The following is a 15774-nucleotide window of genomic DNA, read 5'->3' as shown; positions in this document are numbered from 1 at the left end:
AGCCTTCGATACCCGATGATCAATCTGCCTCGCGACCGCATGGACCAAGTCGTCAAGCGTTTCGATATGCTCGAAGCGCAAATGGCGGCCGGCCCGGCGCCGGATGCCTATGTGAAGATGGCGGCTGAATATGCCGACATCCAGGAAATGGTCGCGAAGATCCGTGAACTGCGCGCTGCCGAACGCGAGCAGGAAGATCTCGAGGCGATGCTCGGCGACAGGGGCACCGACAGCGAAATGCGGGCGCTGGCCGAGGCCGACCTGCCGGAGGTGGAAAGCCGCATCGAGGCGCTGCAGCAGGATATACAGGTCCTGCTCCTGCCCAAGGATGCCGCCGACGAACGCAACGCCATCCTGGAAATCCGTGCAGGGACCGGTGGCGACGAGGCAGCTCTGTTCGCCGGCGATCTGTTTCGCATGTATGAGCGCTATTCAGCTTCCAAGGGTTGGCGGTTCGAGGTCGTCTCGGCCAGCGACGGTGAGGTCGGCGGCTTCAAGGAAATCATCGCCTCGGTTTCGGGGAGGGGCGTGTTCGCGCATCTGAAGTTCGAATCCGGCGTGCACCGGGTGCAGCGGGTGCCGGCAACGGAAACGCAAGGGCGCATCCACACCTCGGCGGCGACGGTGGCTGTGCTGCCGGAGGCCGAGGAAGTCGATATCGAGATCAAGGCGGAAGACATCCGCATCGACACGATGCGCGCGTCCGGTTCCGGCGGCCAGCACGTCAACACCACCGATTCGGCCGTGCGCATCACGCATCTGCCCACCGGCATCATGGTGGTGCAGGCCGAGAAGTCCCAACACCAGAACAGGGCGCGCGCCATGCAGATCCTGCGTGCGCGGCTCTACGACCTCGAGCGCAGCCGCGCCGACGAGGAGCGTTCCGAATCGCGTAAGTCGCAGGTCGGTTCGGGCGATCGTTCCGAGCGCATCCGCACCTACAATTTTCCGCAGGGACGCCTGACGGACCATCGCATCAATCTTACCCTCTACAAGCTCGAGCGGGTGATGGAGGGCGAACTGGATGAAGTGGTCAACGCGCTGATCGCAGACCACCAGTCGAAGCTTCTCGCGGAGATGAAGGAAGGGTGAGGCCGTGAAGGGCACGACCCTTGCCGAGCTGTCGCTTTCGGCACGCAAGCGGCTGACGGATGCCGGCATTGAAGGTGCAGCGCTCGACGCAAGGCTTCTGGTCGAGGACCTTACCGGGACGACCCGCACCGAGGCGATCACTGATCCCGACCGCATCATCGACACCGATACGCTGTCTGCGGTCGATGCCGCACTGATCCGTCGCATCTCCGGCGAACCGGTGCATCGGATTCTTGGCTATCGTGAATTCCACGGGCTGCGGCTCGGCCTGTCTGCCGAAACCCTGGAACCGCGTCCCGACACCGAGACGTTGGTGGACGCGATAGCGCCGTTGCTTGCCGACATTGGCGAACGAGAGGGCGCTTGCCGTATTCTGGACCTCGGCACCGGAACGGGTGCCATTGCGCTGGCGTTGCTCGCGATGGTTCCCGAGGCTCATGCCGTTGGCGTGGATATTTCCGAAGATGCGCTGGCCACCGCCACCCGCAATGCCCTCGATCTCGGCCTTTCAGAACGGTTCATAGGCGTCAAATCCAACTGGTTCGAAGCAATTTCCGGTCAATTTGATGCAATCGTCTCCAACCCTCCCTATATATGCAGTGCGGAGATCGAAACGCTGCAGAAGGAGGTGCGCAATTTCGACCCGTTGCGGGCGCTGGATGGCGGTATTGATGGGCTCGATGCCTATCGGATAATCGCCAGGGAAAGTGCCAGGCATCTGGAAGTCGGCGGCGTCGTCGCCGTTGAGATCGGTAGCAGCCAGAAGGCAGAGGTGACCGATATCTTCTTGGATGCAGGATTCCTCCTGAAAACGGCGTTGCGCGATCTTGCCGGAAATGATCGCGTACTAATGTTCACAGGCGGCGGAAAAGCTTGAAGGCGCGGCGAAAAACCGCTTGGCAAGGCTAAGGAATGCGGCTAGGGTCGATTTACCGGATGAGACGAAGCAGGCAGTGCTCTTAGCGATTCGGTTCCTTTGAAATAGCTGCCTTCTTGCGAAACGACGCCCAAGCTTCGTGCGGGAATCGTCCGGCAAGTGATGTAACCGGAACAGGATGACACGTGGCGCCAACGCAATCGATGCGGGCGAGCACCGGTGAAACAGCGAAACGGCAGGCTGCATGAGCGCCGCCGTGCGCGAAGATTTTCAAGTTTTTTGAAGCGAAGAGACCCTGATGAGGCCACAACAGCAGAATAGACGCATGCGCGGTCGCAACAATGGCGGCGGCGGCAACAATAATAATAACAACAACCGCAAGGGGCCGAACCCGCTCAACCGCAATTACGAGAGCAACGGTCCGGATGTGAAGATCCGCGGTTCCGCCCAGCAGATCGCCGAGAAATACGCGACTCTCGCTCGCGATGCGATGAGTTCGGGCGACCGGGTGATGGCTGAGAACTATCTCCAGCATGCTGAACACTATAATCGCATCATTGCCGCCGCCCAGGCGCAGATGCCGATCCAGAACTTCCAGCAGAATCGCGATGATTTCGACGATGATCTCGAAGAAGAGCGCGACGATTTCGAAAACGGTGCCAATGCAGGCGAAGGCCAGTCGGCCAACCAGGGTTCCGGGCCCCAGCCGGTGATCGAAGGCACGCCCGCCGAAGTGGCGCTCAATTCCGAAAATGGTCGCGACAACAACGGCCGTGAAAACGGCTATCGCGACAACAACCGCGACAACAATGGCAACCGCCATCACCGCGACCGTCGCCACAACAACAGTTATGGCCAGAACGGGCAGCGTGGTGACCGTGGTCCGCGCGGCGAAAACGGCAACAGGCGCGAAGAAGCGCAGCCTCAGGCCGCTGCTCCGGTAGAGGCTGCTCCGGTTGTCGTGGCCGAAGAGCCGGCTCCCGTGGCCGCTGCCGAACCGGCACCGCAGTTCGAAAGCTTCAACCCGGCGCAGCTCGCCGCTCACGCCGAGGCGCGCGAGACGGAGACCGAAACAGCCGCGCCGCGCAAACCCCGGCGCCCGCGCAAGCCGAAAGCTGAGACTGTGGAAGCAGCAGAAGCTGGCGATGCGACGGAAACGGCCAACGCCGATAGCTAAGCATCGACTCCTTTCGAGATCAAAAACGGCGGAGAGAAATCTCCGCCGTTTTTTTGTTTGGCTGCGCTATAGTCTTCGGTCAGACGGCATCAGAGAAATATCTGCCTTGATCGGCATCAATGCGTCTTGAGAGACAAGGGCTTACGTCCCATATCACGGCTGAACAGGGTCCGGCTCAGAAGAGCGGGTCCGTCACCAAGGCTGATCCGGTGCTGCAAAGCGGGCCGGTGACGGAAGGAGACAATGATGAATCTTGAGAAATATTCCGAGCGCGTGCGCGGCTTCATCCAGTCCGCACAGCAATATGCGTTGAACCGCAACCACCAGCAGTTCACCCCAGAACATATCCTGAAGGCACTGATCGATGACGACGAGGGATTTGCCGCGTCGTTGATCGAGCGTGCCGGGGGGCGCCCACGCGACGTCGAAGTCGCCGTCGATGCGGCGCTCAATGCCCAGCCCAAGGTCGAGGGCGGCAACGGCCAACTCTACATGGCGCAGCCGCTGGCGAAAGTGTTCTCGACCGCCGAGGACCTTGCCAAGAAAGCCGGCGACAGCTTCGTGACGGTGGAGCGTCTGCTGCAGGCTCTCGCCATGGAGAAGTCGGCCAAGACCGCCGATATCCTGTCCAAGGCTGGCGTGACGGCGCAGGCGCTCAATGCCACCATCAACGATATCCGCAAGGGCCGTACCGCCGATTCTGCGTCCGCCGAACAGAGTTACGACGCGCTGAAGAAATATGCGCGCGATCTCACAGCCGACGCTCGTGCCGGCAAGCTCGATCCGGTCATCGGCCGCGACGACGAAATCCGCCGTACCATCCAGGTGCTGTCGCGCCGCACCAAGAACAATCCCGTGCTGATCGGTGAACCCGGTGTCGGCAAGACGGCGATCGCCGAGGGCCTGGCGCTGCGCATCGTCAACGGCGATGTGCCGGAGTCGTTGAAGGACAAGCAGTTGATGGCGCTCGACATGGGCGCGTTGATCGCCGGCGCGAAATACCGCGGCGAGTTCGAGGAACGGTTGAAGGCCGTGCTCAACGAAGTCACCTCCGCCGCCGGCGGTATCATCCTGTTCATCGACGAGATGCATACGCTGGTCGGAGCCGGCAAGGCGGATGGCGCGATGGACGCTTCCAACCTGCTGAAGCCCGCGCTTGCGCGCGGTGAACTGCACTGCGTCGGCGCCACCACGCTCGATGAATACCGCAAATACATCGAGAAGGACGCGGCCCTTGCTCGCCGCTTCCAGCCGGTCTTTGTCGAGGAGCCGACGGTCGAGGACACGATCTCGATCCTGCGCGGCCTGAAGGAGAAGTATGAACAGCACCACAAGGTGCGCATTTCAGACTCCGCTCTGGTTTCGGCGGCATCGCTGAGCAATCGCTACATTGCCGACCGCTTCCTCCCCGACAAGGCGATCGACCTGGTCGACGAGGCGGCCTCGCGTCTCAGGATGCAGGTCGATTCCAAGCCGGAAGCGCTGGACGAGATCGACCGCCGCATCATGCAGTTGAAGATCGAGCGCGAAGCGCTGAAGGTCGAGAAGGACGATGCCTCCAAGGATCGTCTGGGCCGGCTCGAAAAGGAGCTGACCGGGCTCGAGGAAGAGTCCGATGCCTTGACTGCGAAGTGGCAGGCCGAGAAGCAGAAGCTCGGGCTGGCCGCCGATCTGAAGAAGGAGCTCGACGACGCCCGCAACGAGCTGGCGATCGCGCAGCGCAAGGGTGAGTTCCAGCGCGCCGGTGAACTGGCCTACGGCAAGATCCCGGATCTGGAAAAGAAGCTTGCCGAAGCCGAAGCGCGTGACGGACAGGGCGGCGGCATGGTCGAGGAAGTGGTCACGCCGGACCATGTCGCTCAGATCGTGTCGCGCTGGACCGGCATTCCGGTCGACAAGATGCTGGAAGGCGAACGCGAGAAGCTGCTTCGCATGGAAGACGAGATCGCCAAGCGTGTCGTCGGTCAGGGCGAGGCCGTACAGGCTGTGTCGAAGGCCGTGCGGCGTGCCCGTGCCGGCCTGCAGGATCCAAACCGGCCGATCGGCTCGTTCATGTTCTTGGGACCGACCGGCGTCGGCAAGACCGAACTCACCAAGGCGCTCGCTTCGTTCCTGTTCGACGACGAGACCGCGATGGTGCGCATCGACATGTCGGAGTTCATGGAGAAGCACTCGGTCGCCCGCCTCATCGGCGCTCCTCCCGGCTATGTCGGCTATGAGGAAGGTGGTGCGCTGACGGAAGCCGTGCGGCGTCGGCCCTACCAGGTGGTGCTGTTCGACGAGATCGAGAAAGCGCATCCGGATGTCTTCAACGTGCTGTTGCAGGTGCTGGACGACGGCCGGTTGACGGACGGGCAGGGCCGTACGGTCGACTTCCGCAACACGCTGATCATCATGACGTCGAACCTCGGCGCCGAATATCTGGTCGGCCTCGGCGAAGACCAGGATGTCGATGCCGTGCGCGACGAGGTGATGGCGGTGGTGAAAGCCTCGTTCCGTCCGGAATTCCTCAACCGCGTCGATGAGGTTATCCTGTTCCACCGGCTGCGGCGCAAGGATATGGGCCAGATCGTCGAGATCCAGCTCAAGCGGCTGGAGAAGCTGCTGGTCGACCGCAAGATCACCCTCGACCTCGACAAGGAAGCGATCGAGTGGCTGGCCGACAAGGGTTACGACCCGGCCTATGGTGCGCGGCCGCTGAAGCGGGTGATGCAGAAGGAACTGCAGGATCCGCTGGCGGAAAAGATCCTGATGGGCGAGATCCTCGATGGTTCGACCGTCAAGGTGACCGCGGGTTCGGACAGGTTGAACTTCCGCTCGAAGCCGACTGTCGTGGCCGAGCAGGCCGCTTAACGGCAGCTTGCTGAAGGCCTATTGCTAAGAAAGCGCGCCTCTTCCAGGAAGGGGCGCGTTTTTTCGTATCGGCCGGTGCGGCTTATTTGGCGAATTTTTTGGCGCCTGCCACACACAGCACGACACCGAGAGTGACGACGATCATGGCGGCGCTGACCTGTTCATGCAGCAGGCTGGCAGCCAGAGCCAGGCCGAAGAAGGGCTGCAAGAGCTGCAATTGGCCGACCGCTGCGATGCCACCCTGCGCCAGCCCGCGATACCAGAACACGAAGCCGATCAGCATGCTGAACAATGAAACATAGGCAAGGCCGACCCATGCCGGCATGCCGACGTTGGCGAGAGACGGCGGGAAGGTGACGACGCTCAACACCAGCATGAGTGGCAGCGAGATCACCAGGGCCCAGCAGATAACCTGCCAGCCGCCCAGCCGGCGCGATAGTTTTCCGCCTTCGGCATAACCCAACCCGCAGACGACGATGGCGGCCAGCATCAGCGCGTCGCCAACCGGCGAGGCGGAAAGCCCGCGCGACAAGGCAAATCCGGCTACCAGTGCGCTGCCGAGGCATGAAAACAGCCAGAAGGCGAGGCGAGGTCGCTCACCGCCGCGCAGCACGCCGAAGATGGCTGTTGCCAGCGGCAACAGGCCGATGAAGACGATGGAGTGCGCCGAGGTGACATGCTCGAGCGCCAGCGCAGTCAGAAGCGGAAAGCCGACCACGACGCCGAGCGCCACGATGGTGAGCGAAATCAGGTCGTCCCGGCTTGGGCGTTTCTCGCGAAAGACCATCAGAAGCGCCAGGCCGAGCAGACCGGCGAGCGCAGCACGCGTCACCGTCAGGAAAACGGGGCTGAAATCCATCACGGCCACCCGGGTCGCCGGCAGCGAGCCGCTGAAGATCAGCACGCCCAGAAAACCGTTGAACCATCCACTCGTCGTCTTGTCCACAGGCGAACTCCCAGCAACCGATCGGGGTCCTTATCGACAGGAATGAGGTGGTGCCGCCAGATACACTGAGATACAGTTCAATCAAACTGTTATGGATACGGTAGCAATACAGATGGATGACCTCGCCGCGCTAGCAAGCAGAGACGGAACATTGATCGCGACTGTCATGGCGACGGTACGGCAGCGCATCTCGGCACGCCAATTGACGCCAGGCGCCAAGCTGCCCTCCGTGCGCGCCTTCGCCAAGACGATGCAGGTTTCCACGTCCACCGTGGTCGAAGCCTATGAGCGTCTGGCGGCGGAAGGCGCGATCCGTTCGCGGCCGGGCTCGGGCTTCTATGTCTGCGGTCCGCTGGCGCCGCTTTCGCTCGCCGAGGTCGGGCCGAGGCTCGACCGCGAGATCGATCCATTCTGGGTATCGCGGCAGTCGCTGGAAGCCGGCGGGGACGTGTTGAAGCCCGGTTGCGGTTGGCTGCCCGCCGATTGGATGCCGCAGCAGGCACTACGGCGCGCGCTGCGCGGCCTTGCTCATGCCAAGGACGCGACCCTGGCCGACTATGGCACACCGCTCGGGCTGGCGCCGCTGCGGCAACTGCTTGCACGCCGCATGGGCGAACATGGCATCGAGGCCTCGCCTGACCAGATCGTGCTGACGGAGTCGGGCACGCAGGCGATCGACCTGCTGTGTCGGTTCCTCATCGAGCCCGGCGACACGGTGCTGGTCGACGACCCGTGCTATTTCAACTTCCATGCCTTGTTGCGCGCGCATCGCGCCAATATCGTGAGCGTGCCCTATACGCCGACAGGGCCGGATCTCGACCTGTTCGCCCAGGCGCTCGTCGAGCACCGGCCGCGCCTCTACATCACCAATTCCGCGCTGCACAATCCGACCGGCGCAACGCTCTCGCCGGTCACAGCGCATCGCTTGCTCAAACTGGCCGATCAGTTTGACCTGACCATCGTCGAAGACGATATCTTCGCCGATTTCGAGATGGAGCCGGCGCCGCGCCTTGCCGCTTTTGACGGCCTCTCGCGGGTGATCCACATCGGCAGTTTTTCCAAGACGCTGTCCGCGTCGGTACGTTGCGGCTTCATCGCTACCCCGCGCGACTGGGTCGAGCCACTGACCGATCTCAAGATATCGACCACTTTCGGCGGTGGACATCTTTCGGCGGAATTGGTGCTTTCGCTGCTCAAGGATGGCAGCTACCGCAAACATATCGAGACATTGCGGCAGCGCCTGTCGGCAGCAATGGCCGACACGATCCGGCGGTTCGAACCGCTTGGCATCAAACCCTGGATCGAACCGCGTGCCGGCATGTTCTTGTGGTGCAGCCTGCCGGACGGGTTGGATGCCGCCGATGTCGCCCGGCGTGCGCTGGCCGATGGTGTCGTGCTGGCACCCGGCAATGCCTTCAGCCTGTCGAGGACGGCCAGCCGTTTCCTGCGTTTCAATGTGGCGCAATCGCAGGGGGAGCGGATGTTCGAAGTGCTTGCCAAAGCGATGAAGCGCAGCGATCCGCAGGCAGAAGCCTGACGAGCTTCAGGCTGTGGCGGGGACTACCGGCTTCCGATACGCATCGAGGCTCCATGGACCTGGACCGGCAGCGAACAGGTACAGGAACACGAAACAGTAGACGATGGCGAGGTTGCCGCCGTTCAGGACCGGAAAGAACGAATTCGGCGCATGGCCGATCCAGTAGGCGAAGGCCATCAGACCGGACAGAACGAACGCGGCGGGGCGTGTGAACAACCCGGCCAACAGCAGGGCACCCCCGATCAATTCCAGAACCCCCGCAAACCATGGCAGGGAAAAGGTCGCCGGGATACGTTCGAGTGCGGGGAACCCCAGCAGCTTGCCGCTGCCGTACTGAAACAGGGTGAGGGCGCTTGCAATGCGAAGAATGCTCAGAAATTGCGGTCGCAGCGAATCGATATCGATCATTGGCGTCTCTCGTTGTTCAGCTCCCCACTGATAGCGGCGACATCCGATAACAGGGCAATAAACTGTTCGAGATTTTAGCTGCTGCTGATTTGCATGGCGGAGCCGGCCGGCGGCCGATCAGGACAAGCGAAACGTGCCGCCGCGCAGGGCCTCGATCACGGCGGCAAGCGTCTGTTCGCGGCCCTGGTCGCCGATGTCGATGGCATGCCTTTCCAGATTCCCCAATTCTGAAAGCTGCCGGTGAAGCGCAGCGATCGGCTCCGGGTCGGTGAGGGTGTCACCACCACGGTCGCGGCAGCGGCGGATGGCTACCTCGAGCGGCGGCCGCAGCACCACATAGTGCAGCGGCACGCCAAGTGCCTTGAATGGTTCCAGAAACCAGGGGCCGATGATGCCGTCGACGATGACGAATAAATCGCCTCTGGCGTAGCCTTGCGCTGCCTTGGCCAGAACATCGATCACCACCGCATTCTGTCGATGAGCCTCCGGCAGATAGGGGGCGATGGCGCCGTTTTTTATGAAATGCCAGAAGTCGTCGGAGTGGAGATGGACCTTTGCTGATCCGCCTTCGACTGCCAGGGCCTTGGCGGTGGTGGTTTTGCCTGATCCCGGTGTGCCGGTAAGGATCAGAATCTCGCCTGCAAATTCGACCATGGCCGCGTCTAACATGATGTGTGAAGGCGTCCAAGGTTGCCGGCATCCGGCGGGAACACTCAATCCTCGACGTCGCCGCGGTGCACAATGTGCACCTTGTTGCCGTCAGGGTCGCGCAGATAGGCACCGAAATAGCCGTCGCCATAGTGAGGGCGATCGCCCGGAGCGCCTTCGTCCGATCCACCGGCCGCGATACCTGCTGCATAGGCCTCGGAGACCGCTTCGGGAGAGGGCGCCAGGAACGCAACCATGGAACCGTTGCCGGCGTTCGCCGGCCCGCGGTCAAAAGGAATGTAGGCGTAAAATCGTGGCAACGTGCGGTCCTTGCCGACCCAGCACGCGGATGCCGGGCCGCCATCGGGCGTAACCGGGCGACGCCGAAGATCGAGCGGCAAAAGCACGGCGTCATAGAAGCGTTCGGCGCGATCGAGATCGCTGACGCCGACAGTTACGTGGCTGAACATAGGTTCGTCCTTTGATGGTGCAGTGGAGGGTTTAGTTTGAATTGTCTGCCCTGGACTGCACCACCTGCTGACGATCGGGGTGCCAACGTCATCGCGCGGGAAAAAGTGCGGCGCTGAATAGCGTCCCGACGATCGACTGGTATTTCTAACATGCGGGGGAAAAGATAAAGCGCTGGCAGCACCACCAATCCGACGGAGGCTGGTTTGACGCTCGACGAATACAATAGCTTCTGCGCATCACTGCCTGCTGTCCATCACGTCGTGCAATGGGGTGGTGCCCATGTCTGGAAAGTCGGCAGCAAGGTCTTCGCGATTGGCGGCTGGAGTGAACAGGCCGAGAGTCCCTTCTTCACCTTCAAATGCTCGGACATGGCGTACGATATTCTGAGGGAACAGCCCGGTTGCCGGCCTGCACCCTATCTCGCATCACGCGGCATGAAATGGATCCAGCGGGTAACGTCCGAGACCATGGATGACGAAGCTCTGAAGGACTACCTCAGGGATAGTCACCGCCTCGCTGCGCGCAATCTGACCAGACGCGAGCGGCGGGAAGTGGGATTGGAGGAGTAGAGCCACGGGGAAGGTGTTTTCGAGACGCCAGTCTTGCGAAACCGCCATGTTCATGCCCAGTTCATGGTTGAATCGTTAGGCGGATCATGGCCCCGCAGGACTTGCATAGCCCCCGGCCGATGGACAAATCGGTGACGGAACGCGTCGGAGAATTCGGACTACATGCTGCGCACGATGCTCTCGTTTTCAGCCCTGACGCTAGAGCGTTTCCGTTTTTGTCGGAAACCCGGAAACGCTCTCGCACTTTGTTTTTACGCAATTCCGGACGCGAAACCGTTGCACATTTTTGCTGGAATTGCTCTGGGCCTGTCGCTGGCGTTCGGCGCCCAGGCGGCGCCCTCGCCGCAGCCGGTCGTGGAAGGTACAGCGGCAAGAAAGGCCGAAGGTATCCAGGTCGCCCAAAACGGCGACTATCAGGTGTTCTATGACGGCAAGGGCAATCGCGTCATCGTCGATGCCTATACCGGCAAGGTTCTGGCGATCCAGCCGCCGCAGACGCGCTTCGATCGGCGGGCATTGCGTCTTGAAAACCGCCAACGGCGTGTCGAGCGTGTGCCCGACGACGAGCGTTATTATCTTGACGATCCCGAAGACATGGCACGCTTTCGCCGCCGGCAGATGGAAGACCAGCGTGCCTATCAGTATCCGGAAGACGACGGCGGTTATTACGACAATCCTCCTCCCGACGGCAGTATGGTCGAGACCTTTCCGCCGGCACCAGGGCGACGCGACCGCTATGGCGATCCCCTGCCGGCCAACCCCGATGGCATTCCGGCACCGCAGCCGGTGGAGCGTCAGCCGCTGAAGGAAGCTTCGATCGACCCGGCGCAGCCAACCTCACCCGACGGTTCGGTCGTTCCGGCCGAGCCGCCTGCCGGAGGCAAGTCGACGGTCAATCCGTCTCTGTCGCTAGGCGCACGCGAAGATATCGCTGCGCTGCAGGTCCTGCTCGATCGTGCCGGTGCTTCGCCCGGCGCCATCGATGGGCGTTTCGGTTCCAACATGGACAAGGCGCTGGCCGCTTATCGGGAAATCACCGGCACCAATCTGAAGTCGACCGATGCAACGGCCATCAAGGCGGAGCTCGAGAAAACGGGAGGGCCGGCTTTCGCCACCTATTCCATCACCGCCGGGGATGCCGCGGGCCCTTACGTTGCTTCCATCCCGGAGGACTACAGCCGCAAGGCGACACTGGAGCGCATGAGCTTCACTTCGGTGACCGAGGCGCTCGCCGAGCGGTTCCACATGGACGAGGCGTATCTCAAGGCGATCAATCCGGGCGTCAATTTCAACCGGCCGGGCACCCTGGTGAAAGTGGTCAATTTCGGCAGGCTGGCGCAGACGCCGGTGACACACATCATTGCCGACAAGAGCCGCAAGCAGGTTCGCGCCTATGATGGTTCCGGAAAGCTGGTTGCAGCCTATCCGGCAACGATCGGATCGTCCGACACGCCATCCCCCACAGGCACGCATGCGGTATCGCGTGTCGCCTTCGATCCGAACTATACCTATAACCCCAAGATCAATTTCAAGCAGGGCGCCAACGACAAGGTATTGACCATTCCGCCGGGGCCGAACGGCCCGGTCGGTTCGATCTGGATCGCGCTCGACAAGCCGACCTACGGCATCCATGGCACGCCAGAGCCTTCGAAGATCGGCAAGACAGAAAGCCATGGTTGCGTACGCCTGACCAACTGGGATGCGGCAGAACTCGCCAGGTTGGTGAAGCCCGGCGTGCCGGTCGATTTCGTCGAATAGGTTCCTTCCGGGGAACAAACGCGCCTCGTTTTCGATTTCGCGCAGCGTTCCGTCCGAAAATCGATACCGATTCGTGCGGAGCTGCGTTAAGCAAAGCCATGCAGGCGAGCAGCGATACGAACATGGATGCCGGCGTTCTCGGCGGGTTGGCTGCGACGGAAACCTTTTGCCCGCAGCGCAGCCGTCGCTATGTGCTGGTCGCAGCCATTCTCGCTTCCGCACTCGGCTTCATCGACGGTTCGGTGCTTTCGATCGCCATGCCGGTGTTGCGTGCCGATCTCGGCGCAAGCCTTGTCGAGGCACAGTGGATTTCCAATGCCTATGCGCTGACGCTGTCCGCGCTCATCCTGGCCGGTGGTGCGGCCGGAGACCGGTTCGGTCTGCGCCGTGCCTTCGTCGCCGGGATCGCGCTGTTCATTGCAGCTTCAATCGCCTGCGCGCTCGCTCCGACAGCGCCACTGCTCATTCTATTCAGGGCAATCCAGGGCATCGGCGCGGCCATCATGGTGCCTGGCAGCCTCGCCATTATCGCCAAGGCCTATCCCAAGGCGGAACGGGGCCGAGCCATCGGCATCTGGGCGGCAGCTTCGGCGTTGACGACGGCGCTTGGCCCTGTCCTTGGGGGCATGGTTCTCTCCAGTTTCGGTGCGGGCGTCTGGCGGATGATCTTCGCCATTAATCTGCCGCTCGGCGCTTTTGCGATCTGGCTGCTGCTTGCCAAAGTGCCGGCCGATTCACCGGCGCACCCCAGAGGACTCGACCTTGGCGGTGCGGCGCTTGCCACAGGGGCCTTCGGTGCCATGGCCTATGGTTTGACGGCGATGAGCGCGGAAGGCGGCAATGGCTCGATGATGGTCAACATCGCAGTCTTTCTGATCGGTCTTGCCGCGCTTGCGGTGTTCCTTTTGTGGGAGAACAGCCATCGCGAACCGATGGTCAATCTCAGGCTGTTTCGGATCGCAGCCTTCTCCGGTGCCAATGCTGCGACCTTCTTTCTTTATTTCGCGCTGTCGGCGGTGCTTTTCTATCTGCCGATGCTCCTGATCGCAGGCTGGGGGCTAAGCACAGCGGAGGCGGGATTCATCTTCCTGCCCCTGTCGGCGGCAATCGCATTGTTGTCCGGCCCAGTCGGTCGATGGTCCGACCGGACCGGCGCGCGCCTGCCGATCACTCTCGGCAGTTTCGTGGTGGGTGTCGCCTTTGCCGGATTGGCCATACTGGCGGGCACGGATTTCCATGGCTTCTGGAGCGGGGTTTTCCCACTTGCGATGCTGATGGGGCTCGGTATGGCGCTGGTCGTATCGCCCCTGTCGACAGCGATCATGACTTCGGTCGACGATAGAGATACCGGTGCTGCGTCCGGTATCAACAATGCGGTTGCGCGCATTGCCGGTCTGATGGCTGTCGCCGCGCTCGGCGCCGTGGTCGGATTGGTCTATGCTGCCGCCGGCGGTGGTGCGAGCGGCACCGAGTTTGGGGTGTTGCCTCAATCCGTCATCGAGCCGGCGGCGGATGCAATGCGGACAGCTGCAACGGGTCGCGCTTTCCAGGCTGTCGCGGCGATCTCGGCGGTCATGTGTTTCATCGCAGCCATAACCGCTTGGTTGACGCAGCCGGCGCCACCGGTTCCTCAACCGGAGGAGAAGCCGGACGGCTCGCCCGCTCACTGAATTTGTGACGGTCACGGAAAGAATTGAATGACGCTGCGAGCGGCGATCATACGGTAAAGAGAGCCGCACTTCTTTGGTGCATATTCGCAAGCGGTAATGTGCTATAATGCCGGGACAGGCACGCGACGTGGTTTATCGTCGAGTGAGGGGCGCGCATGTCGAAGAATGATCTGCGGCGGCAACTGGGTTCCTCCGAGATCGCTTCAGGCGATGTGAGATGGCCTGACCGGCGCATGCTCGTTCTTGTCGGCTCCTGGATATTGCTGGTGGCTGGACTTTTTGCTTTCGCCGTGAAGGTCGACCTTTTTGACTGGCTCTACCGGATCACGCGGACTCACGAGGACTGGCAGCTGGACGAAATCCTTGCGCTGCTTTTGTGTGTCGGTGTCGTGTCCCTGGTATTCCTGGCTGTTCGAACAAGGCAGCTTGCCCATGAGGTCCGGCGCCGCGAGGCAGCCGAGCGGCTGGCCCATGATTCAGCTCGGCACGATCCGCTGACCGGACTGGCCAATGGCAGACGTTTTCGCGAGGCGCTGGCTCAGGCGATCGAGAGCGCAAGACAATCGCAATCAAGCTGTGCGGTCCTGTTCATCGATCTTGACCGGTTCAAGCCGGTCAACGACATGCACGGTCACGCTGTCGGCGACGAGGTGTTGATCGATGTAGCACAGCAGATCGCGCTGGCGGCGCCGGCGGGAGCGACGGCAGCCCGGCTCGGTGGCGACGAGTTCGGCGTGATCGTGATGGCGGTGCCGGGTCGCGAGTCCGTTCTCTTCCTGTCGCAGCGGCTTTCACGCGATATCAGCAAGGCACGCCAGTTGGGCGAAGTGCAGCTTGAAGTCGGCGCCACCGTTGGCATCGCCATCTTTCCGGATGACGGTCACGACGCCAATTCGCTGATCAAGGCCGCCGATCAAGCCATGTATGCGGCCAAACCTTCGCGCCGTGGGCTGATCGGTCTGAGCGATTCGAATGGTGTCATCGCAAACTGACCGGTTGGCTGTCGACAAAGCGGCTATTTGCTGGTGGCCGCGCTTGCGCTGGCAACTTTCAGCCCGGTGCCTTCTTGCTGCTTGAGGAGATCGTCGATGCGTTCGCGCTCGCGCTTGAAGGCGACGAGATCGTCGCCCTGCAGGACCTTGCCCGTGGGGAGACGCACGCGCATCGGATCCACCTTGGTACCGTTGACGATGAGCTCGTAGTGAAGATGCGCGCCGGTCGAGAGACCGGTGGTCCCGACATAACCGATCACTTGACCTTGCCGGACGCGGGCCCCCGGTTGGACGCCACGAGCGAAGGCACTCTGGTGATTGTAGGACGTCTCGTAGCCATTGGCGTGACGAAGGATCGTTTGTTTGCCATAGCCGGCTGCCCAGCCGGCTTTTTCGACCACGCCGTTGCCAGCTGCGATGATCGGCGTGCCGGTAGGCGCTGCCCAATCGACGCCGGTGTGCATTCTGACATAGCCGAGAATCGGATGGCGGCGCGCGCCGAAGCCAGAGCGGAAGGTGCCGTTGGGCACGGCTTTCCGCAGCAGGAATTGCTCGGCACTGCGGCCGTTCTCGTCGAAGTAGTCGGTGCTGCCGTCCTGAAGCTGGAACCGGTAGAGCGTACGGGTCATGCCGCCGATGCTGGCTGACACATAGAGAAGTTCCGAATCTTCCGAAGCCTGATCGTCACTATCGGGTTGCGAGAACAGCACTTCGAGGCGATCGCTGGAACTCAGCCGTGCCTGGTAGTCGACATCGGAGGCCAGGATCTTGATGAC

Annotated in this window: 14 protein-coding genes (1 of these 14 only partly in view); 9 read left to right on the top strand and 5 right to left on the bottom strand. The window is 61.9% G+C overall.

Annotated elements, in window-relative coordinates:
- Positions 1-15 precede the first annotated feature (15 nt).
- The 4 genes from prfA (at position 16) to clpB (ending at position 5999) form a co-directional block, all read left to right on the top strand.
- Positions 16-1092, top strand: coding sequence for a peptide chain release factor 1 (gene prfA, locus AO692_RS29485; protein WP_054313608.1), 1077 nt, complete (start codon positions 16-18; stop codon positions 1090-1092).
- Between the two features lie 4 nt (positions 1093-1096).
- The gene (prmC, locus tag AO692_RS29480; protein WP_054313607.1) at positions 1097-1969 is read left to right on the top strand and encodes a peptide chain release factor N(5)-glutamine methyltransferase; all 873 of its coding nucleotides are present in this window, start codon (positions 1097-1099) and stop codon (positions 1967-1969) included.
- Positions 1970-2294: 325 nt separating this feature from the next.
- Entirely contained in the window at positions 2295-3146 is an 852-nt protein-coding gene (locus tag AO692_RS29475) for a DUF4167 domain-containing protein (RefSeq protein WP_244483548.1), read from the top strand.
- A 246-nt stretch (positions 3147-3392) separates the two neighbouring features.
- Positions 3393-5999: an ATP-dependent chaperone ClpB gene (gene clpB / locus AO692_RS29470; RefSeq protein ID WP_054313605.1), complete on the top strand. Its 2607-nt coding sequence runs from the start codon at positions 3393-3395 to the stop codon at positions 5997-5999.
- An 82-nt stretch (positions 6000-6081) separates the two neighbouring features.
- Here the strand turns inward: clpB and AO692_RS29465 are convergent, their stop codons facing one another.
- Positions 6082-6945: a DMT family transporter gene (locus AO692_RS29465; protein WP_054313604.1), complete on the bottom strand. Its 864-nt coding sequence runs from the start codon at positions 6943-6945 to the stop codon at positions 6082-6084.
- Positions 6946-7057: 112 nt separating this feature from the next.
- On the opposite strand from AO692_RS29465, the gene AO692_RS29460 reads away from it, so the two are divergent.
- Positions 7058-8482 (top strand): PLP-dependent aminotransferase family protein, encoded by a 1425-nt coding sequence (locus AO692_RS29460; RefSeq protein ID WP_054313603.1) that lies wholly within the window; start codon positions 7058-7060, stop codon positions 8480-8482.
- A gap of 6 nt (positions 8483-8488) precedes the next feature.
- Here AO692_RS29460 and AO692_RS29455 read toward each other — a convergent pair whose 3' ends face one another.
- The 3 genes from AO692_RS29455 to AO692_RS29445 all read right to left on the bottom strand — a co-directional run bounded on the left by AO692_RS29455 (position 8489) and on the right by AO692_RS29445 (position 10008).
- Positions 8489-8890: a DoxX family protein gene (locus tag AO692_RS29455; RefSeq protein WP_054313602.1), complete on the bottom strand. Its 402-nt coding sequence runs from the start codon at positions 8888-8890 to the stop codon at positions 8489-8491.
- Between the two features lie 117 nt (positions 8891-9007).
- Complete coding sequence (locus AO692_RS29450; RefSeq protein WP_054313601.1) at positions 9008-9544, bottom strand: AAA family ATPase; 537 nt, start codon at positions 9542-9544, stop codon at positions 9008-9010.
- A 59-nt stretch (positions 9545-9603) separates the two neighbouring features.
- A complete protein-coding gene (locus tag AO692_RS29445; protein WP_054313600.1) occupies positions 9604-10008 on the bottom strand; it encodes a VOC family protein in 405 nt (134 codons plus the stop codon).
- Between the two features lie 204 nt (positions 10009-10212).
- Between AO692_RS29445 and AO692_RS29440 the strand changes: the two genes are divergently transcribed.
- The 4 genes from AO692_RS29440 (at position 10213) to AO692_RS29425 (ending at position 14998) form a co-directional block, all read left to right on the top strand.
- Entirely contained in the window at positions 10213-10578 is a 366-nt protein-coding gene (locus AO692_RS29440) for an MmcQ/YjbR family DNA-binding protein (protein ID WP_054313599.1), read from the top strand.
- 276 nt (positions 10579-10854) lie between these two features.
- The gene (locus tag AO692_RS29435; protein WP_054313598.1) at positions 10855-12336 is read left to right on the top strand and encodes a L,D-transpeptidase family protein; all 1482 of its coding nucleotides are present in this window, start codon (positions 10855-10857) and stop codon (positions 12334-12336) included.
- A gap of 122 nt (positions 12337-12458) precedes the next feature.
- Complete coding sequence (locus AO692_RS29430) at positions 12459-14006, top strand: MFS transporter (RefSeq protein ID WP_054313932.1); 1548 nt, start codon at positions 12459-12461, stop codon at positions 14004-14006.
- A gap of 155 nt (positions 14007-14161) precedes the next feature.
- Entirely contained in the window at positions 14162-14998 is an 837-nt protein-coding gene (locus AO692_RS29425) for a GGDEF domain-containing protein (protein ID WP_054313597.1), read from the top strand.
- Positions 14999-15021: 23 nt separating this feature from the next.
- Here the strand turns inward: AO692_RS29425 and AO692_RS29420 are convergent, their stop codons facing one another.
- Positions 15022-15774, bottom strand: partial view of a M23 family metallopeptidase gene (locus tag AO692_RS29420; protein ID WP_054313596.1) — the end only. The gene runs 1215 nt beyond the window's last position; only the last 753 of its 1968 coding nucleotides appear in the window; its start codon lies off the right edge, out of view; it ends in the stop codon at positions 15022-15024.

Origin of the sequence: Mesorhizobium sp. 1M-11 (genome assembly GCF_001303895.1) — a bacterium.
Lineage (GTDB): Bacteria > Pseudomonadota > Alphaproteobacteria > Rhizobiales > Rhizobiaceae > Mesorhizobium.
Note: the sequence above shows the minus strand (reverse complement) of the source record. Positions and strands in the feature narration are given on the sequence as shown.

Excerpts from the sequence above, each read along its gene's own strand:
- prfA (WP_054313608.1), top strand. The coding sequence starts at position 16 with ATGATCAATCTGCCTCGCGACCGCATGGACCAAGTCGTCAAGCGTTTC.
- AO692_RS29475 (WP_244483548.1), top strand. The coding sequence starts at position 2,295 with ATGCGCGGTCGCAACAATGGCGGCGGCGGCAACAATAATAATAACAAC.
- clpB (WP_054313605.1), top strand. The coding sequence starts at position 3,393 with ATGAATCTTGAGAAATATTCCGAGCGCGTGCGCGGCTTCATCCAGTCC.
- AO692_RS29460 (WP_054313603.1), top strand. The coding sequence starts at position 7,058 with ATGGATGACCTCGCCGCGCTAGCAAGCAGAGACGGAACATTGATCGCG.
- AO692_RS29455 (WP_054313602.1), bottom strand. The coding sequence starts at position 8,890 with ATGATCGATATCGATTCGCTGCGACCGCAATTTCTGAGCATTCTTCGC.
- AO692_RS29450 (WP_054313601.1), bottom strand. The coding sequence starts at position 9,544 with ATGGTCGAATTTGCAGGCGAGATTCTGATCCTTACCGGCACACCGGGA.
- AO692_RS29445 (WP_054313600.1), bottom strand. The coding sequence starts at position 10,008 with ATGTTCAGCCACGTAACTGTCGGCGTCAGCGATCTCGATCGCGCCGAA.
- AO692_RS29430 (WP_054313932.1), top strand. The coding sequence starts at position 12,459 with ATGGATGCCGGCGTTCTCGGCGGGTTGGCTGCGACGGAAACCTTTTGC.
- AO692_RS29425 (WP_054313597.1), top strand. The coding sequence starts at position 14,162 with ATGTCGAAGAATGATCTGCGGCGGCAACTGGGTTCCTCCGAGATCGCT.